Origin of the sequence: Vibrio sp. STUT-A16, assembly GCF_026000495.1 — a bacterium.
Classification (GTDB): domain Bacteria; phylum Pseudomonadota; class Gammaproteobacteria; order Enterobacterales; family Vibrionaceae; genus Vibrio; species Vibrio diabolicus.
Map to the genome: position 1 here is coordinate 594,048 of NZ_AP026766.1, position 25,579 is coordinate 619,626.

The following is a 25,579-nucleotide window of genomic DNA, read 5'->3' on the forward strand; positions in this document are numbered from 1 at the left end:
GAATCCATGATCAATTTAGCTGAATTCGCGATTCGCCAACGTAAGTTCGTTCTGTTCTTTATCGTATTGAGCGTGATCGCTGGCATCTATTCTTACTTCGACTTAGGCAAGTTGGAAGACCCGAGCTTTACAGTAAAAACTGCGGTAGTCGTGACCCTTTACCCGGGTGCGTCAGCCGAAGAAGTCGAGCACCAAGTCACCGATACCGTGGAAACCAAATTGCAGGAAATGGCGGAGTTGGATCGCTTGCGCTCATTGTCTCGCCCAGGTTTGTCTATGGTCTTTGTTGACCTCAAAGAGAGCCTTAATTCCAAAGCACTTCCGCAGGAATGGGACTTATTGAGACGCAAAGTGGACGATGTAAAACTACAGCTGCCTTCCAGTGCGCAGATCAGCGTAGTACAAGACGAGTTCTCTGAAGTCTACGGCATGCTTTTCTCTATCCACAGCACAGATGCTGCACCAGAAGAGTTGCGTCGCTACGCCGAAGAGCTGCAACGCCAAATCAAAGCCGTCGACGGCATCAAAAAGATCGAGCTACACGGCGTTCAACCTCGCGTTGTACATATCGATATGCCAGACGAGCGCTTGGCTCAATATGGTTTGTCGATCGCACAAGTTTGGAACCAACTGAGCACACAAAACAGCACGTTCGAAGCGGGAAAATTCGATGCAGGCACAGAGCGTATTCGTATTGCGCAAACCAGTGAGTTTCAGTCTCTAGAAGACATTCGCAATTTAATCATCAATGGTGGCACCGGCGAGTTTGGCTCGGGGTTGATTCGTCTTGGTGACATCGCCGACATCACCATGGGTTATCAAACACCAGCATTGGCAGAAAACCGCTACAACGGAGAGCCCGCTGTGACTTTGGCGGTGAGCCCAGTTCAAGGCATTAACGTGGTGTCACTTGGCGATACGATTCAAGACATCATCGCTAACTACCAAGCAACACTGCCGCTGGGTGTCGACATCTCGACCGTTGCTTATCAACCTGAAGAAGTACAAAAGTCTATCGACGACTTTGTTGGCAACCTGCTTGAAAGTGTCGCGATTGTTTTTGTGGTGTTGTTGGTTTTCATGGGCTTTAAGAGTGCAACCATCGTTGGCGCAAGCTTGCTCCTGACGATTTTGCTTACGCTTGTATACATGAACATCGCCAGCATCGATTTGCACCGTGTCTCGCTAGGTACGTTTATTCTCGCACTGGGCATGTTGGTGGATAACGCCATTGTGATCACCGATATGATGATCGCCAAGCTCAACAAAGGTATCGAGCGAACTCGCGCCGCGATTGATTCCGTCAAAGAAACCGCTGTGCCACTTTTAGGCGCAACTGTCATCGCGATTATGGGCGCAAGCCCAGTGTTGTTCTCCAAAACCGACTCTGCCGAGTTTGCGAGCTCTGTGTTCTACATTGTGGCGTCGTCACTGTTGCTTTCATGGATCGTCGCGATGACGTTTACGGTATTAATGGCGTGGATGTTCATCAAGCCAAAAGCTAACAGCGAAGAGACCAAACCGAGCCGTTATAAACAGTTGGTATTCTGGACGGTGGACAACCCGCGTAAAGCATTAGCCGCTTTGGTTCCGTTGATTTTAGTCACCGCCGTGGCAATCCCGTATGTGGCCGTGAACTTTATTCCTCAGTCGGATCGCTCAATTGTGTTTCTCGATTACTGGCTACCCAATGGTGCCAAGATTGAACAAACCTCGGCAGACATGCGCAAAGTTGAAGAATGGTTGGTCGCACAACCAGAAGTGGAAAGTATCTCTAGCTATGTCGGCACCAGTGCACCTCGCTTCTCGGTAACGGTAGAGCCTGAGCCGCTCGACCCTGCCTACGGGCAGATTCTGATCAACACCAAAGACTACGAGAGCATCAGTTACTTGGTGACGCGTGGTGATGATTGGCTGAAAGAGGCGTTTCCGGATGCCGAACCTCGCTTCCGAGCACTGAAGTTGGCAACCAAAGATAAGTTCGCGGTTGAGGTGCGTTTTTCTGGTCCGGATGAAACCGTATTACATCAACTAGCGGCGGAAGCGAAAACGATTTTTGCTTCAAACCCTGATGCAAAATACATTCGCGATGATTGGCGACAAGAAAGCAAAGTGCTCAAGCCGATTCTAAACCAAGACAAAATGCGTCAAGCAGGCATTAACCGCGCCGATGTCGCTTTCGCGCTAAAACGTGCATCAGACGGCATGCCGCTCGGACAAATGAACCTGAATGATGAGCTGATTCCAATTCAGTTACGTGGCACATCGCAAAACATGGCGTCACTAGAAACGCTACCTGTGCGCTCGCTACTTGGCTTTAACAGCGTTCCGCTTGGTCAAGTGGTGGATGGATTCGAACTGGTCACCGAAGAAAGCATGATTTGGCGACGCGACCGCGTGAAAACCATCACGGTTCAAGCGGGTGTGAGTCGAGACTCCACACCAGCGAATGTAAGAAATGCCATTAAAGATCAGGTTGAAGCTATCCAACTTCCGGCGGGTTACAGCATGGAATGGGGAGGCGAATATTACGATGAAGACAAAGCGGTCACCGACATCATGAAGCAGCAACCAAAAGCAATGCTGATCATGGTGATCATCCTAGTCGCGATGTTCAACGGCTTTAAGCAGCCAATCATCATCCTCGCAACGCTACCACTGGCAGCATCAGGGGCTGTGTTTGCTCTGCTTGGATTCGATAAACCATTTGGCTTTATGGCACTGATCGGAGCCATCACGCTGACCGGGATGATCATCAAAAATGGCATCGTACTAATGGATCAAATTGAGCTCGAACGCACAAATGGCAAGAGCTTGTCTGACGCGATCAAAGAAGCCACGGTCAACCGTACTATGGCCATTTCTATGGGTGCGTTAACGACCGCGCTCGGCATGATCCCGCTGCTGTCAGATCTGCTGTTTGACCAAATGGCGGCAACCATCATCGGAGGCTTGGCAGCCGCAACCATATTGTCACTGTTTGTCATGCCTGCGCTGTATCGCCTTGCTTACAAAGAAAACGCACCATCCACACAAACCAACGCTGAGCTAGAGGAGGCGTCATCGTGAAAAAATTCATTCTAACGCCTGTCGTTCTAGCCCTAAGTTTAGCAGGTTGTGCAGTGGGCCCCGACTACCAAGCACCGACCACCAGCATGGCAGAAACCTACTTGAACGCCGAAAATGCAGGGTTGAGTACCGATTCACAACCCGTTGAGTTTTGGTGGACTAAGTTTCACGATCCGGTGTTGAATCAAATGGTTCAAGACATGCAGAGCCAAAACATTCCGCTGAAAGTGGCGGCCGAGCGGGTGAAAATGGCCAACAACTATAAAACCATGGTGGAGTCATTCAAGGTACCGACAATTAATCTCGGTGCGGGTTACATGAACTATCAGTTCAGTAAAAATGACTCTTCACTCGCTCCGATCTTGAATCCACTCAGTGATTCCGTGTCGGGTCTGCCACCTCAAATTGGTAACGTCACCCTAATGGATAATCAGCACGATGGCGTATTTGCAGGCGCGAGTATCGCTTGGGAAGTTGATCTGTTTGGGCGCATTGACCGCCAAGCGAACGCGGCGCATATTCGTCTCGAACAAGCTCAGATCTATCAAAGCGGCTTGAACACGGTGATCACAGCGGATTTGATTCACAACTACTTGCAATACCAAGGCGCGAGTGAGCGCCTTGAATTGGCAAAGTCGAACTTAGAAGATCAACGACGCACACTCGACCTCGTCGGAAAAGTCGTGCGCAGCGGCTACGGTTCTGATCTCGATTTAGCCCAAGCAAAGGCCACACTTGCGGCAATGGAATCGCTCGTTCCGCAGTTAGAGATTGCCCAACAAGCGCACAAACATCGTTTAGCAGTATTGCTTGGTGAGCCGCTAACGCAAGTCGAAATCCGTCTGTCTAAGCAACATAGTGTACCTGTCATGCAAGACATGGTGCCGGTCGGTTTACCTTCCGATCTGTTGAAACGTCGTACCGATATTCGCTTAGCCGAGCGCGAAATGGCCGCGCTCAATGAAGAGTTAGCAGCAAGCGTTGCTGATCAATATCCGAAGTTCTTTTTGACGGGCGCTCCGGGGTTGTCGGCGTCAAGCTTTGACGATCTCTTCAGTAGCGATTCTTTCGGTTGGATGGGCGCGGCAGGCGTAAGCTGGAACTTGTTCGATGGGGGGCGTGGCGAGGCAATTGAAGCCATCAACCAAGCGCGTTTTGATTCGGCGACATTGTCTTATCAACATACGGTAGAGGCGGCTTTGGCAGAAACCGAATCCACGCTGTTTACTTATGGTCGCAGCCAAGAAAATCAGCGCCGAATCGATGAGGCATTGAAAGCCACCAATAACGCCGTCAACAAAGCCAAGTCACTGTACCGAGCAGGCTTGATTGATCACTTATCAGTTTTGGATGCGCAACGTCAGCAACGCATGATGCAAGATCAGCGAGTCGCGGCAAAGTTACAAACCGCACACGCTACGATTGCGCTCTACAAATCGCTTGGTGGTGATTGGACGCTACAACCAGAAGCACAACCCGACACGAATGCCAAAGGTTAGGTTTCTTACAAGCCTCACACCTTTGCGTCATAACGGATGCCGTTAAATCGGTTAAAAAGAGGCCACTTAGATGGCCTCTTAGTTTGTGAGGCAAATATTTCTACCACCTATACCCTCTCTAGGTTGTATAATGCATGCTCTGAAATATTTTGTTACGTTACCTCGGTAACACCTGAGATTACAACATGAACAACAGCAGATGGGTCGGCTTTATAGGCGGCACGATTGTCTTACTTAGTACCTTTATCCTCTTCGGATCTTCCGTCCACGCTGCTTGGTACCGAATCCCTGCGGAGGCCATTCATGGTATCGCCTTCACTCTGGCTTTTGGTTTAGGGTTAAACAGCCTACTGGCGTACGCTACGGCAATGCTTACTCTCGCAGCGCTATTCTACATAGGTTTTGTTGTTGGCTACCGTATTCATCAGAAACTTAAATAAACTTCTGTCTCAACCTGAGCTTAATAACGGATACTTGATAACTAAAAAGGGAGCAAAGGCCCTAATGCCGTTCACTTAAGGCGATCGGCATTGTTTTTCTAAGATATCGACTTGGCTTATTCTTCACTACTCTAGGACAGAATCTTTCTCACCTAGGCTCCAATATTAAACTCCCACTCATTGCGTAAAAGTTTTGAAGTTGTCTCGGTATGGCTCCTAGTGACGAGTATGGAAGTCCCACTATCAGGCGTATGATGTGAGCTAATGCTCCATTGAAGCTAAGTTGATCTGGCAAGTAATCTCCATTCAACGTATTACACATCTGCACCATTTGATACCAGACCAAGTTATAGGTCAGTAGTATTCCCCAGAGTTCTTGCTTCACTAATTCAGGGAGTCCGACTTCGAAGCGTGAGTCGGTTACCAAGCATGTACTGTTTTTGCTCACGGTAGCAGAGTTCAATTTCCCAACGATACCCATATAAGCCTACGATACCTGACTTTGGTTAGAGCATAGGATCAAGCATTGAGGTGAGAACATCGTATTACTTGCCATCTTTTACTCTTGTGATTAAGCGTACAACTACTTCTTGTTCTAGCTCTGGCCACTTCTTACGCGCTTGCGGATTACTCTTCAGTTTTATCAGTTTATCTTTTCTGCCTAGAGACTGAACAATTTCATAAGTTAGTCCTTTTTCATCGGGATAAGCCAATGTCGATTGATGCCTTTCGAGCTCCATGCTTGAAGCAAACCAAGGGAGTAAAAACCTTTGTCGAAGAGCGTTAGGCTTTTATTGGGGGGTCGTCTCTATAAGTTGCTAGGCTAACTTCATTTCGTTCACGGTATAGCAGTCGAATGCACTGCCTGTGATCAAATGACTGCTCAATTCCATCTGACATACCATATGTAACTGTGGATACTGCGTCTCTTGGCCATCCTTGTTCGTGGGCTTAGCAAACGCTTCAGCATTGTCTTTCGAGTCTTCTGCTCGCCATAAAACCCCATCGACGCAGAGTAACCTCACCATTCCAATTCGGCAAGTTAGCCTGAGCGAACCAATGACGCTGCGTACACTCAAAGAGCGCTTTAGCGGCTGATTCTCCGAGAATTTTTTCTTCGCTGTGGTAATGCACTTGGAACAACAAATGGCTTACATGTGCGGTAAGCAATATCGAGCATGTTTACAATATCTGCCATGGATTTATCGTTATAGATAGCCATGCCAACCAGTAACCACAACATCGACTCTAAAATTAGCTTTCGTTTTCTTAGAGTAACGGTGTCAGTCAGCTCATAAGCACTATTGATGAGTTCAATTGGCAGGAGATCTGCGAGAATCTCAACTTGATTTGGTTTGATGATGTTGAGGGCTTGGGAAACGTGCATAAAAATCCGATAAACGTAGTCTATCGGATTTTTACATACAGGAAGAGCGTGCAATTGATCTGCCGATTAATCCGTTACCTGATCGGCATTAGAGCATTTGCTCCTCTTTCGTGTAGCGTCATATTAGATGACTTGCAGTTGAGCATCACCTTGCTCAGACAAAAAGCCGCCGGTTTGATGCTTCCACAACTGAGCGTAAACACCACCCAATTGCAGCAGCTCGTAATGCGAGCCTTGCTCAATGATTTTGCCGTCATCCATCACAATCAAACGATCCATCGCGGCAATCGTTGATAAACGGTGAGCAATCGCAATCACAGTTTTTCCTTCCATCAGAACTTCAAGGTTTTCTTGAATTGCCGATTCTACTTCTGAATCAAGTGCAGACGTTGCTTCATCCATGATCAAAATTGGCGCGTTTTTCAGCAGCACGCGAGCAATCGCCACACGTTGACGCTGACCACCAGACAGCTTCACACCGCGTTCACCCACTTCAACGTCATAGCCAACGTTACCTTGCTCGTCTCGTAGAGATTGAATGAAATCATGGGCATGTGCTTTCTCAGCAGCTGCGATAACGGCATCCATTGAAGCATCTGGATCACCGTAAAGAATGTTCTCTTTAATTGAACGATGCAGCAAAGAGGTGTCTTGCGTGATCATACCGATGTGTTGGCGAAGCGACTCTTGTTCGACTTGCGAAATGTCCTGTCCATCAATACAAATCTTACCGCTATTTACGTCGTAAAAGCGCAGCAACAAGTTGACCAACGTGGATTTACCTGCCCCAGAGCGACCGAGAATACCGACTTTTTCGCCCGGTTTGATAGTCAGATTCAAGTTCTCAAATACTGCCTTCTCATCACTGTAGTTAAAACCTACGTGATCAAAGCAGATCTCACCTTGCGAGATTTGCAGAGGCTTGGCATTTGGCACGTCTTTCACTTCAACGTCGTTTGAAATCGTATTAATACCGTCCACTACCGTACCGATGTTTTCAAACAATGCGCTAACTTCCCACATGATCCACTTCGACATTCCTTGTACGCGCAACGCAATACTAATGGCAATCGCAATAGCACCAATTGTTACAGCGTGATCTAGCCATAAATAAACCGAAATGGCACTGATAGACATCAGCAGTAAATAGTTGATGGCATCAACACTAAACAGCAAACAAGTCACCATGCGCATTTGGCGGTAAACCGTCACCAAAAATTGCTTCATGCTGCTTTCTGCGTATTCCAACTCTCGCTGTGAATGAGCGAATAGTTTTACGGTAGAAATGTTGGTGTAAGAATCGACAATGCGTCCGGTCATAACCGAGCGAGCATCCGCTTGCTCTGTCGCTACTTGTTTCATTTTAGGGATAAAGTAGAACTGGATAACCGCGTACATTCCTATCCAAATCACAATAGGCAACATCAGCAAGCCATCGGCCTCGCCCATCATCCAAAGCATCGAAAGAAAATAAACGCTGATATAAACCAGTACATCCACCAACTTCATGACCGTTTCTCGTACCGCTAACGCACTTTGCATCACTTTGGTCGCAACTCGGCCTGCAAAGTCACGTTGGAAAAATCCAACCGCTTGTTTTAGCAAGTAACGGTGAATCAACCAACGGATAGACATCGGGTAGTTACCCAATAACGTTTGGTGCATCACCATTGAGTGGACAAAACCGAGAACTGGCATCACAACCGCCACTAAGAACAGCATCATTAGCATGCGATCACCCTGATCTTGCCAGAATGTTGCGCGATCTTGATTAGAGAGAATATCGACGAGCTCGCCCATATAACGCAACAGCGTCACCTCAGTAATGGCAATAAGCGCACTGAACACAGCCATAACAAGTAAAGGGGCTTCAAAGCCACGAGTGTAAAAGCGACAGAAGCCAAAAAGTGTCTTCGGTGGCTTTTCGGTTTCCATCTGGGGAAAGGGTTGGGTCAGTTTTTCAAACCAATTGAACATAACAACGACTTTAAGTACCGCGAATGAATTTGCGAACGTTTTACTATCTTTTGATACAAAAGTCAGTAAAATACCGAAACAAAAGTTCAAATGATAATAATTACAATTAAGCTTAGCGTTAATCATAATTGTCGGGAATATATTTATGACAAAGAATAACTTACTGACCATCGCGATCCGTAACGCGTTGGTCTGTGCTTTGGCACCAACAGCAGCAGTGGTTGCATTCACAGCACAAGCTCAAGAAGACGTTGTACAAGATGACATTATTGCAATGGAGACCATTACGGTCACCGCGCAAGCACTTAAAGTAGAAACCCCTGCGGCAGAAACACCACGCAGCGTTTCTATTATCTCTGAAGACGAGCTTCGCGTTCGTGCATCGCAAAAGTTGGACGAAGCATTACGCTACACATCTGGCGTAACCGCTCAGCCTTATGGCGCCGACAACGACACTGATTGGTTCAAAGTTCGTGGATTTGATGCAGCGACTTACCTAAACGGCAACCGCCTATTCCGCGATGGTTACTACACATGGTTGGTCGAACCTTACGGCCTAGAAAGTGTGGAAGTGGTTAAAGGCCCATCAGCTATTCTGTTTGGTGAATCGGCACCAGGCGGTATCGTGAATGCGGTACAGAAAAAACCAACGTTTACGCCTCAAGGCGAAGTAAAAGTCGAAGTAGGCAACAACCAACACCAGTCTGTAGGTTTTGACATTGCTGATGAAGCAAACGACGCTGGCACAATCCGCTACCGTTTGGTTGGCCTGATGACAAGCCAAGATGGCGAACTGGACGGCACTAACAACGAGCGTTTTTATCTAGCGCCAAGTGTCGAGTTCGACATTTCTGACCGTACAATGCTGACCGTTTTGGCTACTTACCTTCGTGATGACGGTGTGCCAACCAACCCATTCTTCCCAGCAGCAGGAACTTTGATTGGTTCTAACTTTGGCAAAATCGATCCTTCGACTAACCTTGGTCAGCCAAACTACGATAAATACGAACGCACGCAGTTTTCTCTAGGTTACTTACTAGAGCACGACATCAATGACACGTGGTCACTCTCGCAAAACCTCAACTACGGTTCGAATGAGTTGTACTTGCGCAGCTCTTACGCGTTCTCAAACAACGATCCAGCGAAAGAAGAGTTAACGCAAGGCATCGTATTCCGTGACGGAAAAAACCAGAGCATCACGTTCGATAACAATGCTGTCGGCAACTGGATGACAGACAACGCAGAGCACACAGTGCTTATCGGTATGGTTCTGCAATTCCACAAAACCGATGGCGACGAGCAAGACAACTACGCATTTGGCACCATCAATCCGTGGAACCCAGTTTACGGCAACTTCACCCCTCTTGATCCTGCCAACAACGTGAAACGTGAGATTGAGAAATCTCAAGCAAGTCTCTATTCGCAATACCAATTGAAACTGCATGAACAGTGGATTGGTAACGTGGGTGCTCGTTACGACTGGGTGAAAACAGAAAACTCTGGCAAAGGCGCAGGCGTTGATCAAAACGAATCTCGTGATGATGGTCAGTTGTCTCTCAGCGCGGGTGTAATGTTCCTTGCAAACAATGGTTTGTCACCTTACGCAAACTACTCTCAGTCGTTTGAAGTGATCAGCACCATTGATGCTGCAACCAATGAGCTTTATAAACCGCTGGAAGGCGAGCAAGTAGAAGTGGGTGTGAAGTATGAGCCAAGCTTTATGGATGGCTTTATCAACCTTGCATGGTTCGACATTAAGCAAAAGAACGCGTTGGTGACCAACCCATCAACATGGATCGCGACACAAACGGGTGAAGTGACTTCTCAAGGTATTGAGCTTGAAAGCACAACACAGCTAACCGACGATCTAAAACTGATGGCAAGCTACACCTACACCAAAGCGAAAACAGATGAGAGCTTTGGCCAAGGTAAAAAACAAGCCGCACTTATTCCTGAGCACCAAGCTTCTGCATGGGTAGACTACAGCGCCTACAGCCTGATTCCAGGCCTCAATATCGGTACTGGTGTGCGCTACGTAGGTGAGTCAAAAGATAACCCTAAGAGCTCAAACCTAACTGTTCCTTCAGTCACTCTTTGGGATGCGTCAGTCACTTACGACATCACTTCACAGTGGCAAGCACAGCTAAACGTGAACAACATTCTGGATAAAGAGTTTGTTTCAGGTTGCGATTACTGGTGTTACTACGGCCAGTCTCGCTCTGTCATGCTAAACGCAAACTACCGCTGGTAATTGAACTTTCTACTCCCCTCTCTTGAGGGGAGTTTTCTCCTAAGAGTCATCCATGTTTCAACTGTCTAATATTGAGATCGTTCGAGGTGGACGTCAGATCCTCGTCATCGACCAACTTAACATCCCAACGAATGAACTAACTGTCGTTTTGGGCCATAACGGTTCAGGCAAATCGACACTGGTGAACCTGCTTTCTGGTCAAATGTCACCAGATAAAGGCACGGTAGCATTAAACGACACTTCCCTTTCATCACTCAAAACCAAAGAGCTGGCAAAGCAGATCGCCTATTTGCCACAAAAGCTGCCCTCCTCGGCTGGTTTAACAGTAGAAGAGCTAGTGCGCTTAGGTCGCTTTCCGTGGCGTGGCGCACTTGGTCGCTGGAAACCTGAAGACAAACAGATCATCGCAGAAGCCATGGGTCTCACTGGCGTAGCTCCGTTTGCTCAAGCATTAGCGGACGATTTATCGGGCGGTGAGCGCCAACGCGCTTGGGTGTCTATGCTGTTGGCTCAACAATCACCGATTTTGATCCTAGACGAACCGACCTCCGCGCTCGATGTTCACCATCAATTTCAACTGATGGCGCTACTGTCAGAGCTGAATAGAACCGAGAACGTAGGCATTATCGTGATCCTGCACGATTTGAACTTAGCACTGCGCTATGCAACCCACATTGTTGCGCTCAAGAAAGGTCAAATTGCGTTCGAAGGCAACGCCGACATGTTGCTAGATGAGGATCGCCTTTCTGAGTTGTATGAGTCACCGATTAAGCTCATTGATCATCCAACGCCAGCCAACACATTGGCGAGCCAAAAGGTGGCTGTTGTATGCGCATAATAGCTCGTTTACTTACTGTGGTTACACAATCTGCTTTTCTGTTGGCATTTTTTATGACTAATGCAAATGCAGTCATCACCGTTACCGATGAATATGGTGAGCATAGTTTTGAGCAAGCGCCACAACGCGTTGTTGCCTTAAACTGGGACATCTTAGAACAAGTTTTGGCGCTAAACGTAGAACCAATCGCAGCCCCAAATTTACCAGGCTACCGCCAATGGGTGGTTAATCCGTATGCACCAGAGTCAATTGAAGATATTGGAACCCGAGCAGAGCCCAACTTAGAAAAAATCGCCAGCTTGAAGCCAGATGTCATCCTTGCTGCGTCTCCACAGCAAGACTTGATTCCGTTACTCAAACAAATTGCTCCGGTAATCTATTTACCTAATTTTTCTGAAAGTGAGGCCGCAGCTGAAACGGCCATTCGTCACTTTCGTACGCTCGGCAAGCTATTCAATAAAGAGGCTCTTGCTGAACAGAAACTGGCAGAATTAGATGCTTCATTTGCGCAGATGCGCCAGCGAATTCGCCACTATTACTCTGAACCACTCAGTGTTCTGGTGATGCGTTTTTCAACGCCGAATACGGTGTTTCTTGCAACCGAAACTTCCACCACAGACTACGTGGTCAGAAAGCTGGGATTACAGACTCCAATTAAAGAGGCTCCACGCGCGTGGGGCGTAAAGCAAGATCGGATTAATCGACTTCAAAACCTTCAAAACAGCTACGTTCTCTACGTACAACCTTTTCCAGAAGAACGCAAACTGAAAGATTCGCCACTTTGGCAAGCGATGCCGTTTGTAAAGAAGCAGCGGGTAAATTCAGTCAGAGCAGTGTGGGCGTATGGCGGTGCTATGTCTTTGCAATACACCGCTGAAGCGATTACCGACAGTCTAATAGAGTTGGCACCAAAGCAATGAGAACGAAACATTATATTGGTTATCTGGCGCTGATTACGTTACTTAGCGTCTTTAGTCTACAAATTGACACTAATTTATCACTCTTCGAACAATGGCAATTATTAACAAAACCAGAGGTAGCGAGCGAATTTCGTGACGTATTTTTTACGCAAGCTCAGCTTCCTAGGTTAAGTATGACCCTGCTTGTTGGTGCCATGCTTGGTCTCACCGGCAGCTTAATGCAGCAATTAACGCAGAATAACCTCACCTCGCCGTTAACTCTTGGCACCTCTTCTGGTGCTTGGCTTGCATTAGTCGTGGTAAACATTTGGTTCGTCGATTGGGTAGCCGATTACTCTGCATTAGCCGCAATGGCGGGGGCTTTAGTGGCGTTTGGCCTGATCGTATCAATTGCTGGTGTGCGTAATATGACAGGTTTGCCGCTGGTCGTTTCGGGGATGGTGATTAATATCCTGCTCGGTTCTATCGCCACAGCCATCATTATTTTAAATGCTCAGTTTGCGCAAAATATTTTTATGTGGGGAGCAGGCGACCTCTCACAATACAGCTGGGATTGGTTTGAATGGTTGCTGCCACGCGCTGCTATTGCAATCGTCATTTTGATCGTCGCACCACGCATTCTGACTCTAATGAAACTAGGGCAAGAAGGCGCAGCAGCGCGTGGGTTAGCAGTATTACCTGCTTTTGGTACGTTAATGGTGATGGGTATTTGGCTGGTATCTGCCTCAATCACCGCAGTTGGCATTATCAGCTTCATCGGATTACTGACCCCCAATATCGCCAGAGCGATGGGGGCAAGAACACCGCGCGACGAATTGATCAGCAGCATGCTTTTGGGCGCAATGCTGTTAATCATCACAGACTCTGCCGCCATCTCATTAAGCTTATGGTTAGAGGAAACCATTCCTAGCGGCGTAGCGGCTGCAGCTATTGGCGCTCCCGCTTTAATTTGGTTTACTCGTAAAAAGCTGACGGCAACCGATCAACTTAACCTTTCAATGAGCCAAGGAAAAACGGCGCTTTCTAAACGCGCGGTATGCAGCATTGCGCTATTCAGTCTGGTTGGGGTTCTAGCTTACTCATTCGTTACCCATGGTATAAACGGGATCCAATGGTCCGTGCCAGGGGAGTTTCAATGGCAATTGCGCTGGCCGCGAATGTTAACCGCACTTTCTGTCGGTATTGCTCTATCCGTTGCCGGAATCATTTTGCAACGCATTGTTTACAACCCTCTGGCAAGTCCCGATATTCTCGGTGTGTCTTCCGGAGCCACGTTTGCCATTATTACGACAGGAGTCATCGCTGGGTCACTTCTATCCGCATTTAACTGGGGTATCGCTTTTTTCGGAAGTATGTCCGTCTTGATGTTATTGCTGATTATCGGTAAACGAAGCCATTTTAATCCATCTAACTTCGTGTTGTCCGGCATCGCACTAACGGCACTACTAGAAGCCCTCGTTCAATTTTCGCTAGCTCAAGGTTCTGGTGACAGTTACAAGATTTTATTGTGGCTAACTGGTTCAATTTATCGAGTCACAGCCGACACCGCACTGATGCTATGTTTGGCAATAATGGTTCTGCTTACCGCTGTATTCGCGATTTCTCGCTGGCTAACATTAATTTCCATCGGACGACAATTCTCAAATGCACGAGGACTTAACCCCACCGTAGCCAATACGCTAATGCTCACCATCGTTGCTTTATTATGCGCCTTTTCTACCGCTACAGTTGGTCCGATATCTTTTGTTGGCTTGGTCGCTCCCCATATGGCGATGATGTTAGGAGCAAGAAAAGTGAAAGAGCAACTAAGTGTCGGAGCCTTAATTGGTGCAACCCTAATGTTGTGGGCAGATTGGCTGGGACAAATCGCTATTTATCCAAGTCAGGTCGCAGCTGGCACATTGGTCGCTATTTTAGGCAGTACTTACTTTCTGTTTTTAATGCTGAAAAGTAAATTCAGCTAAGTATTCAGGGAATATAGTTAGAGCTGGAAATACCGTTAGAAAAACAAACCCCGCTATGTTTGATAGCGGGGTTTGTTTTAACTGGCGTACGACACTTCTCTATTTTTCACTCACCACAGGAAAGCGCTGCTCATAAAGTTCCATAAAGTCTTTACGAATCAAATGCTCCAAGTGGTTAGCTTTATCGGTCGGGCAGAAAATCATAACATGCAAAATCTGCTCACCATTGATATTACTAGAAATATGCATATGTGGCTCTGCACCGGGAAGATCGACCCCCGCGTGTTTTTCAATCATCGCATTGTAGCGATGCGCAACATCACTGAAGTAGCTACAATGCTCTTCAATCTTGTCGGTCAAGATTGGTAACAGAGGATACAAATTAACGAAGTCTTTCACCACGATAGAAAAATTGTGGTAGACGTAGCGCTTCATAAAATTGAGGTTCTTTACTGGGTAAGTAAAAAACATACTATTGGGTAAGGTCGCGGTTTTTCCGGTGTAGTGATATTGCCCATGGTGCAGGTCGATCTCTTGAATCACCGTCGCCATCATATTGTGCTCGATCACTTCGCCGCACAGTTTACCGACCTCAATCCAGTCACCGACACGAAAAGAACGTGAGCTTGCTCTTTGAATCGAGCCTGTAAAACACAAAATTATCTCTTTGGATGCCACAACAATGGCAACCGCTATCGCCGTGACACTTAGAGCAAACTCGTTTATTTCTGATTGCCATAAAATAAATAAAATCAGTAATGTAACGGCAAAGGTGCCGTTCTTAGTTCTGGACATCCAGCTGCGCTGATCTTCAGAAAGAAAGGCATGGTCACCACGAATCATCGATAAAATGGTACGACGAATTAACCACATAATCACAAAGATCAGTGCGGTAAAAATCAGTTTATGAGTGAGAAGAAAATCGACGACTAACTGCACTTTCTCCATTCCACGGCTCCCTTAGAATTAAAATACGGCCTAGTAACGGGTAACCATAACAAATTATTTTGTCAGTTGTCCGTGTTCACTCAAGTACTTTTGAGATTACTCCTCTCTAAAGGCGCGATTCATGCTTTCAGTGATTGGCTTTATTAAATAACTTAAAGGCGTTCGCGGTTCAGATAAAATAAGCACTTCCGCGTTCATTCCTGAAGTTAAGCGGTGTTTGGCTACATCTTCTTGCGAAATTGCAATTCTAGCGAGGTAAAAATCCTCTTGGTTTTCTTGTGAAAGCTTATCCGCAGAAATCGTTAACACCGTACCGTCTAATGGTGCCAACGTTCTAGCATTCAGAGCGGTCAGACGAACATGCGCCTGCTGACCCGGGTTAACTAAATCGATATCCTGAGGATTCACGCGAGCCTCGACTAACAACTTATCGTCTTGAGGAACCAACTCTAATAGCGTTTCACCCGAAGCAATCACACCTTTTTCGGTAAATACCTGCATGTTGACCACACGGCCTGCAATAGGTGCATTGATGGTTGTTCTCGCTACAATATCTTGGGCTGAGCGATACTCTTCACGGATGGCGACGATTTCCTTTTTGGTGTTTCGTAGCTCCTCGACAATCTCATTCAGTCTTTCAAGCTTCAACTCTTCAATTTGCGCTTGGTTTTCATCCAACCTTTTGCTTACTGTGAGTGATTGTCTGTCTAACTGACTTAAGGTACTCCGCACTTCCGCTGCAAGACGTTTGAGTTGAAGTAAGGTGGATTTACCCGAAAAGCCTTTTTGAACTAGAGCTTGGTTACTGTCTATTTCTTCGGTGATAAAATTGAGTCTTTCTCTCTCAATTACTTTGGTTTGCTGGAGGTTTTCCAGCTCCAAATTTGCCCCAGAAATACTCTGCTCAATGATGCTCAGCTTACTATCAAAGAATCGCTTTCTCGCTTCAAAGATCTTGTTTTGAACCAGTTGAGCTTCTTGGACGATATCGACGCGAGGAATACTTTCAAGATCATCAGACCATACGATCGTTGGCAATTCATCTAGCTCAGCACTTAGACGGTTTTCCTTCGCTAGAGTATGAATAAACTGACCACTTAATGAATCCAACTTCGCCATAGCTTGTCGCTTAGAGAGTTGAATTAATAATTGACCTTTTTCAACCAAGTCTCCCTCCTGCACGTACAGCTTTTCAATAATGCCGCCTTCTAGATGTTGAATTTCTTGTCGCTTAGTGAGAACAGACAAATCGCCATAAGCAATTGCAGCACTCTCTAATTTCGCTGTCGCAGCCCAGTAGCCTAGGCCACCAAGAAAAATACTTAGCGTCACCACACCAAGTAAAATTGGCTTTCGAAAGCTTAGTTTCGCTTGCGGACTAAAACGATAAACGGTTTCAGACGGATGCTGATTAACGGCTGGCAGTTGATTGCTCATTTCTTACCCTTGGAATATCTGTTCTTTCTTCGCCCATCAAGCGTTTTAATACTTCATCTTTAGCACCGTATAATTTGACTCGACCTTCAGCCAAATACAGCAATCTATCCATTTGTCGTAATGTACTCGGATTATGGGCAATGACGATAATCGTTGATCCTTGCGCCTTTAAATGGGCAATCAAACGTTGATATGCAGCCTCTCCTTCACCATCAAGGTTGGCATTAGCTTCATCGAAAATCACAATAGATGGATCGCCATAAACGGCCCTTGCAAGTGCGATTCTCTGCCTTTCTCCTCCAGATAAACCACGGCCATTTTCGCCAATAACGAAATCATAGCCTTTGTTTTTCTTGAGTATTAATTCATGACATCCTGCTAGTTGCGCCGCCTTGATGACTTTAGCGGGGTCTTCCTCTTTGAAGCGCGCGATGTTCTCCCGAATTGTGCCAGGAAACAACTCTACTTCTTGAGCGAGATAACCAAAATGGGCGCCGCGGTCTTCCGATGCCCAAGTAGACACTTCCATACCATCAAGCGTAACCTTACCCGCTAGTGGCTTGATCGTACCTAATAACAACCGAGCAAACGTCGATTTACCAGTACCAGAAGGGCCAATAACTCCGACAGCGACTCCGGGAGGAATAGATAAGTTGATCGATGAGAGTACAGGCTCTGTTGTGCCAGGATGGCGATAAGCAAGTCCAGTAAGTTCATAGTGTCCTTTTGGCTTTGGCAGTGGCATATTCGATTCATCTTGGCGCACGATTGCATCGATTTCTTTTAGTCGTTTATACGCGCCTTTAGCAGACATTGCACTTCGCCATGTTCCAATCGCCTGCTCCATCGGCGAGAGTGCCCGACTCATTAAAATGGAACTCGCGATCATCGCTCCCGCAGTAATCTCATGTTGGATCACTAACCATGCTCCGCCTCCCAACAAAAAGATCTGTAGTGAAGCACGTACAAACTTAGAAAAGTTAGCCATGTAAATGGACTTACTTGCAACTCGCTCTTCGAGCATATTGACTTCATTCACGCGCGACTGCCATTTCTCTAAAAACGCGTTCATCATCCCCATCGCAAGAATTGAATTGGCATTTTGCGTGGCTAGCTCGGCGTTGTTGATATGAGAGATCGCCCTAACTTCACTTTCTTGCATGGTTTTACGCGTCATTAGCTCATTGAGTAGCCCGAGACTAAACAATACGATAGACCCGAGTAACGCGATGTGACCCAATACTGGGTGCAATAAATATACGAACAAAATAAACAGCGGTGTCCAAGGCGCATCCAATAGTGGATAGGGTGCTTGGCTGCTCAAAAAGCTTTTGATGTTCTGAATGTCTCGCAGCGTTTGCGAGGTGTAACTCTTCCCTGTGTGCGATTGGTATTGAATGCTGCGCTTAAGCATAAAAGTGGACAGTTTGGTGTCCATCCAATAACCAAATGATTTACTCATTTGCGCGCGAGCGATATCAATAATCGACATAGTTAGTAACGCGACAATCACGATAATAGTGAGCAAGAGTAGCGTATCGGTTGAATAAGAGGATATCACTCGGTTGTACACTTGAAGCATGTACAAGGGAATCGAGAGGACTAGTAAGTTGATAAAAAGGCTAAAAGCGATTAGCAAGCCCGCAAGCGTGCATAGTTTTTGTCTCACTTCTTTGAAAACCGTTTTTTGCACGACTATTTCCGTTTAGATTGAAAATGTAGGCGCTAGCATAAGCTAGCACCTAACTTAAGACAGCCTCAAATACACTCTAGAATGACCGAGTTAGTTCACCTCAGCGTGACAGAGCCACACAAACTAAATCCCATTCTGAGTGATTTAAGTCATTTAGATTGCAAATAAATCCGCACCGTAAGTATTGATGTCAGTTTCGGTAACGCCAATGAGTTTCACGGTTAGATCAGCACCATCGGTAAACACGGCATTACCTACAGCATCATAGCTAAAGCTTAAATCACCGAAGTCTGTGACCGAGTCGCTAATAATGTGCAAAGAATCTTCACCAATGGTGAAATCCACAACTTTTGCTTCGCCATGGCCACCAAACTTATCCGTGAACACAAACTTATCGCCATTGCTGCCGCCAACTAGAACATTATCACCAGAACCAGCTACAAGAATATCTTCACCGACGCCGCCATTTAGTTTGTTGTCACCCAACAAACCCAAAAGCAAATCATTACCTGTACCACCGCCGAGGTAATCGTTTCCTGTACCAGCCCTTAGGATGTCATCACCAGCACCACCAGTTAGGCGATCATCACCGTCGCCGCCGATCACATAATCGTTACCGCCACCGCCAACAAACGAATCATTACCACCAAAACCAATAAACAAGTCATCGCCGCCATCGAAATCAGCAAATTGGTTATTTACACCTGCATCGCCTAGATACGTGTCATTGTCACTTGTGCTCATTTTTATTCCCTCTTGTCTTAATAATTGAATAGACCTTTTATTCTATGTCTGAGTAGATTTGTAACAGACATGAGAAGTCTAATAGTCAACCGAATAGGAATAAGTTTGAATATGGGATGATATTTCAGACTGACATTTTAATAATAAATATAAAACTTAGTACTTTATAGAGTATTTTCTTTTTATTACAGTAAGTTAATACTAGTACTACAGATTTCGCCTAGCCCAACTTGTTGCTTGCGTACGGTTCTTTACTTCTAACTTTCTAAAAATATTGTATAGATGTGATTTAATAGTATGCTCACTGATAAATAAAGAATCAGCAATTTCCATATTTGAACCTCCTTCTTTCAACATTTTTAAAACTTGAATTTCACGCCGAGTAAGCTCTACCTCGATAGCAGGCTCAATAATGCTATTCGCTTCTTTTCCTCGATAATAATTAACCAGCTGATCCAGTAATCTTCGAGACAGCCAATTATCTCCTTTTATTATTGCTTTTAACCCCTGACACACCTTGTCCATGGAGTCTCCCGGACCGAATATACCCTTTACATGCGGCCATGAGGCGAGTTCTTCTGTGTCTAAGTCATAACCTAAATTAAGCATTATGGTTCCTAGCACTTTATTACTATCTTTTAAATAAACTAAAGTTTCGGATGGAATCTCAACTGAAAAATCAACAAGCAAAAAGTAGCGTTCCGGAATGAGTTCGTGATAACTAGGGTTTTTAGTATCTATGATCGTTATTTTAGTTTCTATATTTTTAGAAAGCATTTCCTTAAAGTTTTCACTCTGTAAACTTTGTTGAGTGAGCATTAGGACTTCAGGCTTTTCCATATACTGTTCCATAATGTTTCTCATACTTTCAGTGACTTAACATTCTTAAATTAGTCGTTAATCGTCCGCACTTAGTGTGATATGTAAGTGCTAGTCCACAGAGTAAAGTTATTTGCTACTTTTTTAAATTCCAAAGTTATTAAAAAGAGAATCAAAAAAAGTGTTTCTCATAAAAGAAACACTTTTAACACATTTAGGTCACAGCAATGATTAAGAATTCACTAAATTAAATAACGTAATATTTCAAGGAGATTACACTGTTAACGAGTTATCCGAAATATTTTCTTTCGCCCAAATAAGTGCTTGGACTCTATTTTTTACTTCAATCTTCTTGAAAATATTGTGTAAATGAGTCTTTACCGTATTCTCGCTCACAAATAGTTGTTCGGCAATTTGTTGATTGGAAGCCCCCATAGAGAGAAAGGTAATTATTTGTTGCTCTCGTTTGGTCAAAATAGCGGGAACATTCTTATTTATAGGTTTGCAGTGGCGACGAAGGTGAGTAATGTATTGCTGAGAAAACTTACGGCTGAACCACATATCCCCCTGAAGCACCTTACCAATCCCAACTTGCAGCGTTTTTATATCATCAGAGGTATAGAAAATACCTGCTAGAGTACGCCAAGCAAAAAGATCTTCAGTCGAAATGGATTGATCACAATTAATTAAGATTTCGAGCGTATCTTTCTGTTGCGATTCTTTAAATTCCGAATAACGCCGAAATATTTCATCAGTGATCACGCTGCAATCAACAACAATGGCTGACGCTAAAGGCAAATCTAACGCTCCTTTAATAAGAGAGTCTGGTGTGATTAGAGCAACACTAATACCGAGTTTGGTCTCCAATACATCTTTCAGCAGAGATGACTGCAGACTGCCCTCCGTGATTAAAATGACATTTCTTGTTTTTTGTTGCTCCATCCTGATCGCATTCCCTTGGTCGCTTTTATTGAAATACGCAATAGATTTAGATAGAGCAGTAGTATTGTCAAGTATGAAAATAACTAGTACTAATTAATAACTCATTGAAGTGTCAATAATTTTTAAGTGGCAAGTATGTAAGAGGTATTAGCATTTTTCAGGCATTAAAAAAGGGAGCATACACTCCCTTTTTTGTATTTGAGTTGGTGATTTTGTCGCGCCCGTTAGAACCGAAACCTCACCCTAGCTTAGTGAACTGGAACAGAGTTTTTTTGGTTAAATTTACCAAAGTGTTGCTCTAGCACTTCTGGCGTCAACTTACCTTCTGCTTCCAGCTTTTTTAGCTCAGCGACGATCGCTTTTTGCTCTTCTAGCGACGGCAGTTTTACTTCTGGCTCCTGAGCGGCTTCCTGAGAAATCTGCTCTAGTTCTTTTTCGAAGTCATTCATAGTACTTACCTAAATTTAGTTAGTGAACTTTTAAACTTCGGCTATTCTATCCAACTCTATAGCTTGAAGCTACCAACCATCTTGTCCAGACGTGAAGAGAGCGCTTGAAGATCACGACTTGCATCCGCCAGCTCTTCTGCCGTTGCCGTTGTCATTTCATTGATCGCGTTGATTTCTTCAATGTTTTGGTTAATGGTATGCACCACAGTGGATTGCTCTTCCGTCGCCGTCGCAACTTGCGTATTACGATCAGAGATGTCTGTAATTCGCTCAGAAATATTGACTAACACTTCCACGGCTTCATCGGTTGAAGCAACCCCTTCAATAGTGACCGCTTTACCCGCTTCCATCGCACTTACTGCGTCTTGTGCGTCACTTTGAAGTTGGTTGATCATCCGTTGGATCTCTTCTGTTGAATCAGCAGTGCGTGACGCTAGGTTTCTTACCTCGTCAGCAACCACCGCAAAACCACGACCTTGCTCTCCAGCGCGTGCAGCCTCAATCGCGGCATTCAACGCGAGCAAGTTGGTTTGTTCTGATATGTCACGAATTACGCCCAGAATCGAGCCAATATCTTTAGTTGTCGATGCCAGCTGCGTGACGACAATATTGGTCGTTTCTACGTCATCAGCTAGGCGGCTAATCACCTCTTTGGCTTTCATAACCACTTCACGACCCGTTTGAGTATTATCAGAAGCCTGATTTGCCGTATCGGCAGCAGTAGCCGCGTTCGATGCAATTTCGCTGATGGTCGCCCCCATCTGGTTAATCGCCGCAACAACTTGAATGGTTTGATCACGTTGCTCTTGGCTGTTGTCATGTGTGGATGTTGCTTTCGTCGAAACACTTTCTGCCGCTTGACTTAATGAGCCGCTAGTTAAAGCAACTTCTTTCATTGTGGCGTGGATCTTCTCAATAAATCCGTTGAAGCCTTTTGAAAGCTGAGCAATTTCATCATTACCCTGAATTTCAATGCGCTGCGCCAAGTCGCCTTCACCTTGCCCAAGGTCAGTAAAACGATCGGCAATCAGTCGAATTGGTTTAGTAATACTATTTGCCAACCATACGCCCATCAGAATGAATACAACGGCGACAATGATGGTCGTAAACAGCATTTTTTGCGCAGTAGCATTTAGGTCCGCGAAGACTTCATCGACAGGAACTACACCAATGACAAACCAATTCATTGAAGGAACATACAAACTGGAAACAAACGTGTCCTGCCCTTCAAAGTCCACATTAATCAAATTGAAGCTGTTTTTATTCAGCAGTGCACTCGCATCACTACCAAATAGCTTGGTGATAGAAGTTTGGTTTTTACCTTGTTGACGATGTATTTGAATCTCACCCTGTTCGTTAGTGAGGAACACATAACCCGTATCTTCAATTTTAAACCCATTGAGCAGCGCAACCATGTCGTCCATCGACTTTGAAAGACCTGACATTGATGTACCATTTAAGTCTTGGTAGTTGGCAAACATTTTTACTTCGCCGTTTGCCTCTTGGAAAACGCTCACTGACGTTTCTTGACCAGAAGACGTAAAGCCAAAGAACCAAGCATCTTGAGTTCGATTAAGCTGACGCAAGAACCCGTTTTGATTCCAGTAATATGCCGTTTGACGATTGGCTACCGACGCATCATTAAGTCCGTACTGGGATTTAACGTTATTGAGCTGCTGAACTAACTGAACTTCTACCGACGGATCGCGGTCTGTATTAGATAGAGCTTCGACAATAAACTCGTTTGTTGCGAGCTGTTTTGCGGCTTGTTGCATCTCTACAACTTCGCGGTCAATTTCTGTATTGATTTGCTGCAGCATCGCAGGTAGTTCGATATCAATAAGACGGTGGCTCAACACATCTCTTGCATGACGCTGAGCCATAACACCAACGATAATTGTTGATGCTAAAACAGCAAACGTAATACCAAGTACAACCTTCTGTTTGATGCTCAAGGAATGAAGTTTCAACATATTCGGACCTTTTAAAAGAATCACTTGTTATTGGCCCCATAAGGGGAATCTGGTGCATATCTCATGACACGCACATCACAGAAACTTTATCGGCTCACATATACAAAACTAGAGGCATTTCTCACTATATTATGAAAAATAAATGTAACGCTCTGTCAGATAAGAACTTTCAGTGATAGCAAGTACTTGCAATTCTCTGCAGCGTCCCAATATTGAAAAGATAAATTGCGAAAGCGCATTGGAACTTTTTCCATCTGGAAAATGACCAATACTCAACACAAAAATCAAATGGATATCGAGAGTCCAAAGCATGCATAAATCTAACTTCGAAACTCTTCAGCAATACCTAGAGTCGCAGATCATTGGTCAGCAAGATCTAGTTAAACAACTGCTTGTTGCCCTTTTAGCAGATGGACATATTTTGGTTGAGGGCCCTCCTGGGCTGGCAAAAACCCGTGCAGTAAAATCGCTCTCAGATTGTGTTGAAGGCGACTTCCACCGAATTCAGTTTACCCCTGACTTGCTGCCAGCCGATTTAACCGGCACTGATATCTTCCGCCCTGAAACCGGAGAGTTCACTTTCCAATCTGGTCCTATCTTCAATTCTCTTATTCTTGCGGATGAGATAAACCGTGCACCGGCCAAAGTACAAGCGGCGATGCTTGAAGCAATGGCAGAGAAACAAGTAACAGCAGGTCGTCATACCTACCTGTTGCCAGAGTTGTTTTTGGTCATGGCGACTCAAAATCCGATTGAACAAGAAGGGACTTATCCACTACCTGAAGCGCAGCTAGATCGCTTTTTATTACATTTAGAAGTGGAATACCCAGATGCGGAACATGAGCTATCTATCTTGCGTATTAACCGCGGTGAAGCAAAAGGCGAAACTACCGTCGAGCGCCCAATGTTAAGCCAACAAGATATATTCACTGCGCGTAAAGAAGTGTTGGATATTCATATGGCCGAAACGATAGAGCAGTACATCGTCCGTTTAGTTATGGCAACACGTCGAGCCAGCGAATATGACACTGAGCTGGATAAGTGGTTGTCAATGGGCGTTAGCCCACGTGCCACCATCGCTCTGGATCGTTGTGCCCGTGCGCACGCTTGGCTTGCAGGTCGTGATTTTGTGTCCCCAGAAGATGTTCAAACCATGGCTTATCCGGTTTTGCGCCACCGTTTATTACTGAGTTACCACGCTCAAGCGGAAGGCATTACGGCAAACCAAGTCATTGATAAGCTGCTAAACCTCGTTGGCAGTGCATAAGACGAGGGAGTGATATGTCCACAACGCATCCACTGCCACCTCATGCGAATGGGGTGACATTAACCCTTGAAGAGCTGCTGCAATACCGCACTCAATCTGTACGTTGGTTGCCACCAGCACAAAGTGTCTGGTCGCAAATGAGCGGTAACCATACCAGCCGCCAAAAAGGGCGAGGCATGGATTTTATGGAAGTACGCCAATACCAACCTGGCGATGATATCCGCAGTATTGATTGGCGGGTAACTGCTCGTACAGGGAAAGCGCACACAAAGTTATTTGCAGAAGACAAAGAGCAAGCTGTGATTCTTTACCTTGACCTGAGTTCTAGCCTGCATTTTGGGTCTAAGTATATGCTTAAGTCGGTTCAATTGGCTCACTTTGCCAGCGTGTTGATTTGGCTCACTTTGGCTAAAAAGGATCGCATCGGTGCGGTGATTGACGATGGACATCAATGTTTTGAGTTTCGCCCTTCCTCTCTACAAAAACAGGGGCTGCGGATTCTTAATGCTATCGTCGATACACATAACGCGCAGGTGGCTCGTACTGCCAACAACGAGGCTCGTACACTGCAGTATACTCAGGTGTTAGAAACACTTCATACACTGACACCTAAGGGCAGCGAACTGATTATGCTCAGCGACTTTGCCCACATAAGCGCAGCAGAGTTGACGCAGTTACGTCGACTAAAACAGCACAACAGTGTGAGGGCTATTCAGTTTTATGATCCTTTAGAAAGAGGTGAAACAAACTTTAGAGGTCAAGTAAAAGCCTCGGATGGACAACGTAGTCAATGGTTCAACTTTGGCTCCAAGGGCCAAAGAAAGGAACTCGAAACACACTTTACTCAACACCAAGAAACCATTAAACAGCAATGCCATTCGATGGCGATTCCATTTAACACGCTATCAAGTGGTTGGCCCTTGATTTCACAATTAAGCTAACAAACTGTACAAGCAGCATTT

At 45.4% G+C, this 25,579-nt stretch carries 18 protein-coding genes and 1 pseudogene; 9 read left to right on the top strand and 10 right to left on the bottom strand.

Going from position 1 to position 25,579, the window contains the following annotated elements:
• Positions 1-6 precede the first annotated feature (6 nt).
• From OO778_RS19215 to OO778_RS19225, 3 genes are all read left to right on the top strand, one after another.
• On the top strand, positions 7-3,069 hold the full coding sequence (locus tag OO778_RS19215) for an efflux RND transporter permease subunit (RefSeq protein ID WP_074190428.1): 3,063 nt from the start codon (positions 7-9) through the stop codon (positions 3,067-3,069).
• The gene (locus OO778_RS19220) at positions 3,066-4,568 is read left to right on the top strand and encodes an efflux transporter outer membrane subunit (protein ID WP_074190427.1); all 1,503 of its coding nucleotides are present in this window, start codon (positions 3,066-3,068) and stop codon (positions 4,566-4,568) included. Before OO778_RS19215 ends, OO778_RS19220 begins: the two co-directional genes overlap by 4 nt.
• Positions 4,569-4,753: 185 nt before the next feature.
• Positions 4,754-5,008, top strand: a complete 255-nt coding sequence (locus tag OO778_RS19225; protein WP_046875806.1) for a hypothetical protein — start codon at positions 4,754-4,756, stop codon at positions 5,006-5,008.
• 151 nt (positions 5,009-5,159) lie between these two features.
• On the opposite strand, the pseudogene OO778_RS19230 reads toward OO778_RS19225, so the two are convergent.
• Together OO778_RS19230 and OO778_RS19235 are read right to left on the bottom strand one after the other, a co-directional pair.
• Positions 5,160-6,395, bottom strand: a pseudogene (locus OO778_RS19230) (IS4 family transposase); the annotation flags it as partial.
• Positions 6,396-6,518: 123 nt separating this feature from the next.
• The gene (locus OO778_RS19235; RefSeq protein ID WP_074190697.1) at positions 6,519-8,372 is read right to left on the bottom strand and encodes an ABC transporter ATP-binding protein; all 1,854 of its coding nucleotides are present in this window, start codon (positions 8,370-8,372) and stop codon (positions 6,519-6,521) included.
• A gap of 145 nt (positions 8,373-8,517) precedes the next feature.
• On the opposite strand from OO778_RS19235, the gene OO778_RS19240 reads away from it, so the two are divergent.
• From OO778_RS19240 to fhuB, 4 genes are read left to right on the top strand one after another with little or no spacing between them, the layout of a single operon-like run.
• Positions 8,518-10,623 carry a TonB-dependent siderophore receptor gene (locus tag OO778_RS19240; RefSeq protein WP_264912502.1) on the top strand — a complete coding sequence of 702 codons (2,106 nt, stop codon included), beginning with the start codon at positions 8,518-8,520 and terminating at the stop codon, positions 10,621-10,623.
• Positions 10,624-10,675: 52 nt separating this feature from the next.
• Positions 10,676-11,461, top strand: a complete 786-nt coding sequence (locus OO778_RS19245; protein ID WP_074190424.1) for an ABC transporter ATP-binding protein — start codon at positions 10,676-10,678, stop codon at positions 11,459-11,461.
• Entirely contained in the window at positions 11,452-12,381 is a 930-nt protein-coding gene (locus OO778_RS19250; protein WP_074190423.1) for an iron-siderophore ABC transporter substrate-binding protein, read from the top strand. The genes OO778_RS19245 and OO778_RS19250 overlap by 10 nt, the downstream gene beginning before the upstream one ends.
• The gene (gene fhuB, locus OO778_RS19255; RefSeq protein ID WP_074190422.1) at positions 12,378-14,345 is read left to right on the top strand and encodes a Fe(3+)-hydroxamate ABC transporter permease FhuB; all 1,968 of its coding nucleotides are present in this window, start codon (positions 12,378-12,380) and stop codon (positions 14,343-14,345) included. The genes OO778_RS19250 and fhuB overlap by 4 nt, the downstream gene beginning before the upstream one ends.
• Positions 14,346-14,444: 99 nt before the next feature.
• On the opposite strand, the gene OO778_RS19260 is transcribed toward fhuB, so the two are convergent.
• The 8 genes from OO778_RS19260 to OO778_RS19295 form a co-directional block, all read right to left on the bottom strand.
• Complete coding sequence (locus OO778_RS19260; RefSeq protein ID WP_005392418.1) at positions 14,445-15,293, bottom strand: mechanosensitive ion channel family protein; 849 nt, start codon at positions 15,291-15,293, stop codon at positions 14,445-14,447.
• Positions 15,294-15,389: 96 nt separating this feature from the next.
• Positions 15,390-16,730 (bottom strand): HlyD family type I secretion periplasmic adaptor subunit, encoded by a 1,341-nt coding sequence (locus tag OO778_RS19265; protein ID WP_074190421.1) that lies wholly within the window; start codon positions 16,728-16,730, stop codon positions 15,390-15,392.
• Positions 16,705-18,423 (bottom strand): type I secretion system permease/ATPase, encoded by a 1,719-nt coding sequence (locus tag OO778_RS19270; protein ID WP_074190420.1) that lies wholly within the window; start codon positions 18,421-18,423, stop codon positions 16,705-16,707. Before OO778_RS19270 ends, OO778_RS19265 begins: the two co-directional genes overlap by 26 nt.
• A 153-nt stretch (positions 18,424-18,576) precedes the next feature.
• Positions 18,577-19,167, bottom strand: coding sequence for a calcium-binding protein (locus OO778_RS19275; RefSeq protein WP_005392412.1), 591 nt, complete (start codon positions 19,165-19,167; stop codon positions 18,577-18,579).
• A gap of 207 nt (positions 19,168-19,374) precedes the next feature.
• Positions 19,375-20,031, bottom strand: a complete 657-nt coding sequence (locus OO778_RS19280; protein WP_080619247.1) for a LuxR C-terminal-related transcriptional regulator — start codon at positions 20,029-20,031, stop codon at positions 19,375-19,377.
• Between the two features lie 228 nt (positions 20,032-20,259).
• The gene (locus OO778_RS19285; RefSeq protein ID WP_074190419.1) at positions 20,260-20,928 is read right to left on the bottom strand and encodes a LuxR C-terminal-related transcriptional regulator; all 669 of its coding nucleotides are present in this window, start codon (positions 20,926-20,928) and stop codon (positions 20,260-20,262) included.
• Between the two features lie 248 nt (positions 20,929-21,176).
• Positions 21,177-21,377 carry a restriction endonuclease subunit S gene (locus OO778_RS19290; RefSeq protein WP_005392406.1) on the bottom strand — a complete coding sequence of 67 codons (201 nt, stop codon included), beginning with the start codon at positions 21,375-21,377 and terminating at the stop codon, positions 21,177-21,179.
• Positions 21,378-21,433: 56 nt separating this feature from the next.
• Positions 21,434-23,350: a methyl-accepting chemotaxis protein gene (locus OO778_RS19295; RefSeq protein ID WP_005392399.1), complete on the bottom strand. Its 1,917-nt coding sequence runs from the start codon at positions 23,348-23,350 to the stop codon at positions 21,434-21,436.
• A 310-nt stretch (positions 23,351-23,660) separates the two neighbouring features.
• Here OO778_RS19295 and OO778_RS19300 point away from each other — a divergent pair, with 310 nt between their 5' ends.
• Together OO778_RS19300 and OO778_RS19305 are read left to right on the top strand one after the other, a co-directional pair.
• Positions 23,661-24,617, top strand: a complete 957-nt coding sequence (locus OO778_RS19300) for a MoxR family ATPase (protein ID WP_264912507.1) — start codon at positions 23,661-23,663, stop codon at positions 24,615-24,617.
• A 14-nt stretch (positions 24,618-24,631) separates the two neighbouring features.
• Positions 24,632-25,558: a DUF58 domain-containing protein gene (locus OO778_RS19305; protein ID WP_074190418.1), complete on the top strand. Its 927-nt coding sequence runs from the start codon at positions 24,632-24,634 to the stop codon at positions 25,556-25,558.
• The last annotated feature ends 21 nt before the right edge of the window (positions 25,559-25,579 follow it).